Genomic DNA, 4,946 nt, shown 5'->3' with positions numbered 1-4,946 from the left:
GCGGGCCGCTCAGCCAGAGGTGGCGTCCTCCGCTGGGGGTCAGTACGACGACGGTGGGCGGGATCGTGAACAGGTGGCGCAGGGCGAGTTCGCGCAGGGCGGCCGAGGAGTCCGTCTCCGACTTCGTGTCCAGGTCCACGCCGATCAGGTGGTGCGGCGGCAGGCCGCAGGCGATGCCGTAGCCCGTCGCCCAGGGCGCGGCGGCGAAGAGTTCGCGGATGCGGGCGGGGTCGGTGGAGGCGTCGTAGACCCCGTGGCCGAAGCGGCCGCACGCGCCGTGGCAGGGGGCCGGGGCCGGTTCGTCGCGGTGGGGGGAGCGCAGGGCCGGGAGCTTCGTCCGGGACAGGGGGATGACGGCCAGTCCGCGCTCGGCGGCTGACAGGGCGTGTGCGAGGGCCAGCGTCGTGGCCTGCCGGTCGGTGGTGGCCATGGCTCTATGTTCGTACCTACGTTCGAAAAAGGGAAGGGTGGGTGCGTGCGACGCGCCGGGGAGGGGCGGCGGGCGGAAAAACTGCCGGAACGCTTCACCTCTTGCGGCACTTGGGGAGGAGCTGCCCGCACTGTCCTGAACTGAGGCGGAAGGGAAGCAAAGGGGTTTATCGACTTGTCATCACGCTTGAGGGCGAATCAGGGCTTCCGGGGTGGTTCGCCGGGGATTCGGTGGGCAACTCTGATCACGCGACGTCGTGCACAACGTCGAGGCGGTCGGCCAACTGCCCCGGCGAAAGCTCCACTTCGGACCCACTTCGGATCCACCGCAGCTCTACTGCCGCTCTACTTCACGTACTTCTCGCGCTGTCGGCCACAAGCCGGTGCGCACTTGTTCTGGAGGAACAACATGGCAAGCATCCGTACCGCCCGCGTCGTCGCCGCTGTCGCCGCCCTTCCGCTCGCCGCCGCCCTCTTCGGCGGCATGGCGACGGCGGACAACGGCGCCGTCGCGGACGACGGATCGAACGCGACCGCTTCGGAGGCCTTCGCGGGCATCCTCGGCAGCGGCGTCGGCGGGGACAACAACGGCAACTCGTCCACCACGCAGCAGCAGGCGGTCGGCTCGGGGGCCTCGAACCAGAGCAACACCGCGCAGGTCGACGGCTCCGCGTTCACGGCGATCAACCAGGGCAACGAGAACGTGGCCGTCAGCTTCACCCCGCTGTGGTGGTGAGCTGAGGGACCGGTGCGGGTGCGCTCCCGCGCCGGCCCCTCAGTCTCTGTGCGGGTGTGCTTCATGGGGTCGCAAGGCGCCTGGGCGGCGGTACTCCGGTATCGCCGCCCGGGCGTTTTCGCGCGCGGACGTCGTGCCCGCGACGCGCGTACGTCGTGAGGGCTCTGCCTTCCGGGAGCCCCCAGGGGTGAACCCGCAGTACCCCTCCTCCCCTCGTCCACCTACAGGAGGTGCAGCCGGCACCACCCCTACAACCTGAGGCGGACTCTGCTTCGGGACCTGCGGCCGATCCGCCGGACACCCCCTCGCTCATAGCGTTGAGCCATGACCACACCCGTCTGCACCAGCGCTTCGGACGCCGCCACGGCCTCGGCCTCGGCCAAGGCCCCGGTCAAGGCCACAGCTATGGCCGCGGCCAAGGCCGCGGCCAAGCCGCAGACCTTCCCGTACCCGTCGTTCTCGTCGTACGTGAGGGCCCGCCAGCCGGTGCTGCTGCGCACCGCCCGGTCGCTGACCGCGAACCCGAGCGACGCGGAGGACCTGCTGCAGACCGCGCTCACCAAGACGTACGTGGCGTGGGAGCGCATCGAGGACCATCGCGCGCTGGACGGATACGTGCGCCGGGCCCTGCTGAACACCCGGACGTCGCAGTGGCGCAAGCGCAAGGTCGACGAGTTCGCCTGCGACGAGCTGCCGGAGCCGGAGCCCGTCCTCGCCGGCGACGACCCGGCGGAGCGGCAGGCCCTGCACGACGCGATGTGGCGGGCGATCATGAAGCTGCCCGCCCGGCAGCGGGCGATGGTCGTTCTCAGGTACTACGAGGACCTCAGCGAGGCCCAGACGGCCGAAGTGCTCGGCGTTTCCGTGGGCACGGTGAAGTCGGCGGTGTCGCGAGCGCTCGGCAAGCTCCGGGAGGACCCTGAGCTGGGAATTGTTCGGTGACGAACCGCTCTGTGGGCCGTCGGTGAGGGTCCCCGCCGGACACCTTGCCGGGCAACGAGCACTGATCGATCACCCCGGAGTAGTGACATACCGCGCGGTATGTGCGCAGAATCAGCGCAAACCTTACCGCCGCGTAGGCAATGTCGCCCCGGGAGGACACCGTGCTGAGCACGATGCAGGACGTACCGCTGCTGATATCGAGGATCCTGACCCACGGGTCGACGATCCACGGCAGCTCCCAGGTGACCACCTGGACCGGTGAGGAAGAGCCGCACCGCCGCTCCTTCGCCGAGATCGGCGCCCGTGCCGCCCAGCTGGCGCACGCACTGCGCGAGGACCTCCGGGTCCGGGACGACGAACGGGTCGCGACCCTCGCCTGGAACAACGCGGAGCACGTCGAGGCCTACTTCGCGATCCCCTCCATGGGCGCGGTCCTCCACACCCTCAATCTCCGGCTCCCGCCCGAGCAGCTGGCCTGGATCGTGAACCACGCGGCCGACCGCGTCGTGATCGCCAACGGCTCCCTGCTTCCCCTCCTCGCTCCGCTGCTGCCGCACCTCAAGACGGTCGAGCACGTCGTCGTCACCGGCCCCGGCGACCGCTCCCTGCTGGCCGGGGCGTCGGTCCAGGTGCACGAGTACGAGGACCTGATCGCGGGGAAGCCGACCGCGTACGACTGGCCCGAGCTGGACGAGCGGGCCGCCGCCGCCATGTGCTACACCTCCGGCACCACCGGCGACCCCAAGGGCGTGGTCTACAGCCACCGCTCCATCTACCTGCACTCCATGCAGGTCAACATGGCCCAGTCGATGGGTCTGACCGACGAGGACACCTCGCTGGTCGTGGTCCCGCAGTTCCACGTCAACGCCTGGGGACTGCCGCACGCCACCTTCATGACCGGCGTGAACATGCTGATGCCGGACCGCTTCCTGCAGCCCGCGCCGCTCGCCGAGATGATCGAGAGCGAGAAGCCGACGCACGCCGCCGCGGTCCCCACCATCTGGCAGGGCCTGCTCGCCGAGCTGACCGCCAAGCCCCGCGACGTCTCCTCCCTCACCCAGGTCACCATCGGCGGCTCCGCCTGTCCCCCGTCCCTGATGGAGGCATTCGACGCGCTCGGGATGCGGGTCTGCCACGCCTGGGGCATGACGGAGACCTCCCCGCTCGGCACGATCGCCCGGCCGCCGGCCCACGCGGTCGGCACGCCGGAGGAGTTCGCGTACCGGCTGACCCAGGGCCGTTTCCCGGCCGGTGTCGAGGCCCGCCTCACCGGACCCGGTGGCGAGCGCCTCCCCTGGGACGGCGAGTCCGCCGGTGAGCTGGAGGTCCGCGGCAACTGGATCGCCGGCGCCTACTACAACGGCCCGGGCGCCGAGCCGCTGCGCCCCGCCGACAAGTTCAGCGAGGACGGCTGGCTGAAGACCGGCGACGTCGGCACCATTTCCCCCGACGGCTTCCTCACCCTCACCGACCGCGCCAAGGACGTCATCAAGTCCGGCGGCGAGTGGATCTCCTCCGTCGAGCTGGAGAACGCCCTGATGTCCCACCCGGACATCGCCGAGGCGGCCGTGGTCGCCGTCCCCGACGACAAGTGGGGCGAGCGCCCGCTGGCCACCGTCGTCCTCAAGGAGGGCGCGAGCGTCGGCTTCGAGGACCTGCGCGCCTTCCTCGCCGAGGACGGCAAGATCGCCAAATGGCAGCTCCCGGAGCGCTGGACGGTCATCGAAGCGGTGCCGAAGACGAGCGTCGGCAAATTCGACAAGAAGGTGCTGCGCAGGCAGTACGCCGACGGGGGACTGGACGTCACCCGGCTCTGACGGACGTTCGGGCACCCGCCCTCGCGGTCACGCCGGGCGGGCCCCGCCCTTCCCGCTCACGTCGGGCGGGCCCCGCCTTCGCGCTCACGTCGGGCGGCACAAGCCCCGGCGTGGGTGCTCCCGGTGTCCGCGCGCGCCGTGTCCCTACGGCCGTCGCCGCCCGTGCTCACCGTGTCCGTACGGCCGTCGCCGCCCACCCCAGCACCAGCCACGCCCCCGCCACCGCGCAGACCCCGCCCCAGCCCCAGTGGCCGTAAGCGGGACCCGCGAGGGCCGAGGCCAGGGCGCCGCCCGCGAAGCCGGAGACGACGTACGCGGTGTTGGCGGTGGCCGGGGCGGAGCTGGTGGTCAGGGCGATGGTCTGGTTGGCGACGTGTGAGGCGACCAGGGCGGCGTGCACCAGGACCGCCGCCGCGCACAGGGCGGCCATCGCCTGTCCGCCCAGCCAGAACAGCGGGACCGACACGGCGGCGAGGAGATACGCGGACCGCACGACCTTCGCGGCGCCGAACCGGTCGACCAGGCCGCCCGCGAGCGGCGCGACGACGCTCGCCGCGAGCCCGAACAGGCCGAACAGGCCGGCCGCGGCGGTGGTCATGCCGTAGCCCTCGCCCCCGGCCAGGAGCAGCGCCAGCGAGGTCCACAGGGCGCTCCAGGCGCCGTACATCCCCGCCTGGCGCACGCAGGCGCGCCACAGGTCCGGCGAATGGCGCACCACGCCGGGCAGCGCGGCGAGCCCGGCGAACAGCGAGCCCTCACGCCGACGCCGTTCCGCGGGCAGGATGTACGCGGTCGCCAGGCCCAGTACGGCGGTCAGGACGGCCGCGCCGACGAACACCACGCGCCAGCCGTAGGCCTGCCCGAACAGCCCGCCGAGCACGCGGGCCGCCACGATGCCGGTGAACAGGCCGGCGATGACGGCCGCGACGTGCCGGGCCCGGCGGTCGGCGGGGGCGCGCTCGGCGACCAGCGGGACCAGGAGCTGCGGGACGACGGTCGCGGCCGAGGCGACCAGGACGGCC

Annotated in this window: 5 protein-coding genes; 3 read left to right on the top strand and 2 right to left on the bottom strand. The window is 71.9% G+C overall.

Annotated elements, in window-relative coordinates:
* Positions 1–430, bottom strand: a 430-nt coding sequence (locus EBH09_RS17480) for a bifunctional DNA primase/polymerase (RefSeq protein ID WP_193776375.1), incomplete at its 3' end; no start/stop codon positions are given.
* A gap of 408 nt (positions 431–838) precedes the next feature.
* Between EBH09_RS17480 and EBH09_RS17475 the strand changes: the two genes are divergently transcribed.
* The 3 genes from EBH09_RS17475 (at position 839) to EBH09_RS17460 (ending at position 3,924) form a co-directional block, all read left to right on the top strand.
* Positions 839–1,165 carry a hypothetical protein gene (locus EBH09_RS17475; RefSeq protein ID WP_121747925.1) on the top strand — a complete coding sequence of 109 codons (327 nt, stop codon included), beginning with the start codon at positions 839–841 and terminating at the stop codon, positions 1,163–1,165.
* Between the two features lie 324 nt (positions 1,166–1,489).
* Complete coding sequence (locus EBH09_RS17465) at positions 1,490–2,107, top strand: SigE family RNA polymerase sigma factor (RefSeq protein ID WP_193776374.1); 618 nt, start codon at positions 1,490–1,492, stop codon at positions 2,105–2,107.
* Between the two features lie 140 nt (positions 2,108–2,247).
* Complete coding sequence (locus EBH09_RS17460) at positions 2,248–3,924, top strand: long-chain fatty acid--CoA ligase (protein WP_121747922.1); 1,677 nt, start codon at positions 2,248–2,250, stop codon at positions 3,922–3,924.
* 166 nt (positions 3,925–4,090) lie between these two features.
* Here the strand turns inward: EBH09_RS17460 and EBH09_RS17455 are convergent.
* Positions 4,091–4,946, bottom strand: an 856-nt coding sequence (locus EBH09_RS17455) for an MFS transporter (RefSeq protein WP_153182677.1), incomplete at its 5' end; no start/stop codon positions are given.

It is taken from the genome of Streptomyces sp. E2N166 (genome assembly GCF_003671715.1).
GTDB lineage: Bacteria > Actinomycetota > Actinomycetes > Streptomycetales > Streptomycetaceae > Streptomyces > Streptomyces thinghirensis.
The sequence above is the reverse complement of the archived record's forward strand: the minus strand, read 5'-3'. Positions and strand labels throughout refer to the sequence as shown.

Excerpts from the sequence above, each read along its gene's own strand:
- EBH09_RS17475 (WP_121747925.1), top strand. The coding sequence starts at position 839 with ATGGCAAGCATCCGTACCGCCCGCGTCGTCGCCGCTGTCGCCGCCCTT.
- EBH09_RS17465 (WP_193776374.1), top strand. The coding sequence starts at position 1,490 with ATGACCACACCCGTCTGCACCAGCGCTTCGGACGCCGCCACGGCCTCG.
- EBH09_RS17460 (WP_121747922.1), top strand. The coding sequence starts at position 2,248 with ATGTCGCCCCGGGAGGACACCGTGCTGAGCACGATGCAGGACGTACCG.